The 2,867-nt window shown below is 43.0% G+C and carries 2 protein-coding genes; both read left to right on the top strand.

What is annotated here, in order from left to right; all coding sequences use genetic code 11:
• The first annotated feature begins 547 nt into the window (after positions 1 to 547).
• Complete coding sequence (locus NBH07_RS22375) at positions 548 to 1,135, top strand: replication/maintenance protein RepL (RefSeq protein WP_009125772.1); 588 nt, start codon at positions 548 to 550, stop codon at positions 1,133 to 1,135.
• 621 nt (positions 1,136 to 1,756) lie between these two features.
• Positions 1,757 to 2,860: a mobilization protein gene (locus NBH07_RS22370; protein ID WP_250833614.1), complete on the top strand. Its 1,104-nt coding sequence runs from the start codon at positions 1,757 to 1,759 to the stop codon at positions 2,858 to 2,860.
• Positions 2,861 to 2,867: the final 7 nt, after the last annotated feature.

Genomic DNA, 2,867 nt, shown 5'->3' with positions numbered 1-2,867 from the left:
CCGAACAACTGGAGACTTTAAGACATCATTTCCCGAACATATCGAAAGCTATGGAAGAGGGAAAAGACCTACTCAAGCAAATCACCAGAAGCAGGGGTTTCGGCATGGGTATGTAACCCCCCCCGCCCCCAAAGGGGGAGCGACCAAACGGCAGCTTCACTCAATGGAGTGTTACGCCGTTCGGATTCAGAAAACATTTTGCAGGGTTCGAAAAACGGTTGTGTGCTTATCCGAAAAAAAGTTTATGGTGTGGGCGCTCGTCGGGACGGGTGGTCCCGCCCCTTGCCGCTGGGCGCTCCCCGACCGATGATTTTTAAGTGGCTGATTTTGTGCTGTTTTGGGGGTGTATTAAGAACTATAAGAAACAACATAAGCTAAGTAATTGATAATCAATATAGGCTAGTTCACACTGTATGAACTGCCAGTTCAATCTAGCTTGAACTCAGAGTTCAATAAATCATGTTAAAAATCGAACTATGTGTTTATTTTTGTTGGACTGACAGTCTATATTTGTAGGCGAAAAATCGAACTAATAGAATAATATACCATGGCAAAAAACGAACTAAAATTATCCGACTTCCAAAGGAATAAGGAAAATCCATTCATGAAGCAAGCAATAGAAGATATTGAAAATCATGTTGTTAAAAAATATAAGAGCAGTACAGGAAGTGACAAAAAAGCAGTTGTTGCCGTTGCTGATACAGATACAGGAGAAGTGTTCCGAACTTCCTTTATTCGACAGATAGAAGTAGATGAAGAACAATTTGCAAAACTCTATCTGAACAATTTTGCTGCATTTTTTGACCTTTCACAAGCCGCAATAAGGGTATTTGGCTATATCATGACTTGTATGAAACCCAAGAATGATATGATAATGTTTATCCTAGAAGATTGTCTTGAATATACGAAATATACAAGCAAAGGTACAGTTTATCGAGGGCTTGCAGAACTGGTTAAAGCGGAGATTATAGCCAGAGGTATAAACGAGAACTTATGGTTCATCAATCCCCTTATAGTTTTCAATGGGGATAGAGTTTCTTTTACCAAAACATACGTTCGGAAAAAATCTCTATCAACTAAAAAGAAAGCTGAAGAAGATGAACGCCAGCTATCTTTAGGTTTCAGTTCAGAGTAACACTCCATTGAGCGAAGCTGCCGTTTGGTCGCTTCCCCCCTTGGGGGACGGGAGGGGGATAGGATAAAGTTCCTCTATGTAAAGTTATAATGGGGGATAAAGGCAAGGTTCGCTAACCTTACCCCGATTGTCTATGCTTCCCAGCATCCAATCTACCCCCGTTTATGGGTTTCTCTTTCACTTTACAAAGATAACCTCATGGGGGAAAAATGTCCAAGAATATGGGGGAAAATCTATCAAATCAGTAGAAAATTAGTATCTTTGGGGGACACTTCTAATGGGGGTACTGGTATAGCCTAGACGAAGCGGATAGGCGAAAATAAAGCCGCTGGAGATGTCGGATATCCGTCAATTAACTCCAGCGGCTTGTATTTTGGTAACTCTCCCGTATCGGTCAGCTACCGTTTGGTCAGCAACAAAGGTAATGCTTTATCATCGCAATTCCAAATGTTTTTCCCTTTATTTGTGCATTTACAAAACATTCACTAACTTCGCACCTATGCAGTATGGTGATAGCACACTAGCACCCTAAAGGGTGCGTGTGTAAGGGGACAAGCCCCCTTAACCCCCTGTCAGCCGGCTGTCACCGGCTGTTATCGATTGTCACAAAAATGTTAACTTATGGGAGCAACAAGTATTCATGTACAAGCAGTGAAGCCGGGGAGCGAGATTCACAACTTTAGGGAAAAAGAGTTGGACTATGTTCGTCCGGAACTTAGTCATTTGAATGAAAGCTGGGTTGGAGATAGCATCTCCCATCGGCTGGAGAGTGCGAAACAGAGATATTTCGATACGGTTGGGCAGAAGATGCAGACTAAAGCAGCACCCATACGGGAGGGGGTAATAGTAATCAAGCAAGAAACCACCATGCAGGAACTCCAGCAATTCGCTGCGGTCTGCAAGGAACGTTTCGGTATTGAAGCGTTTCAAATCCATATACACAAGGACGAAGGATACATGAACGCAAAGCAATGGACACCTAACCTTCACGCCCATGTAGTTTTCGATTGGACGCAGCCGAACGGGAAGAGTGTGCGCTTATCGCGTGATGACATGGCAGAACTCCAAACTATAGCATCTGAAGCACTGGGCATGGAACGTGGTGCTTCTTCTGACCGCAAACACTTATCGGCTATGCAGTACAAGACCGAATGTGCGAAAGAACAGCTTCAGGAACTATCCAACGATATATCCAGTGCGTTAGACAAGCACAAGGACGTGCAAAACCAGCTTCTTCAGCTTCAGAAAGAACTACGTTCCATTGAAACAAAGAAAAACGTCCAAAAACTCATTTCTAAGGCTTCAGAGAAGTTTTACGGCTTGATAGGGAAAACGGTTAACGATAGGGAAAAAGATGCCTTAAAAGCCAAAATAAAGGCTTTAGAGGGGGAAAATGAACAGCTATCCGATAGACTGGGAAAGGCTATACTTGAAAAAGAGCGAAACGGCACAAAGGTATTCAAAGCCGAGAACGACAAGGAGTATTATAGACAGCAAATGGACAATGCAAGGACAACCAGTAACCGACTAAGAACGGAGAACCAAGAACTAAAGACCGAAACCAAGGAATTGAAAAAAGAACTTGGTAAGATGAAAGACTTGTTCAATTCCGAACAACTGGAGACTTTAAGACATCATTTCCCGAACATATCGAAAGCTATGGAAGAGGGAAAAGACCTACTCAAGCAAATCACCAGAAGCAGGGGTTTCGGCATGGGTATGTAACCCCCCC

It is taken from the genome of Parabacteroides sp. B2-S-102 (assembly GCF_023656665.1).
In the GTDB taxonomy this organism is placed as follows: Bacteria; Bacteroidota; Bacteroidia; order Bacteroidales; family Tannerellaceae; genus Parabacteroides; species Parabacteroides distasonis.
The sequence above is the reverse complement of the archived record's forward strand: the minus strand, read 5'-3'. Positions and strand labels throughout refer to the sequence as shown.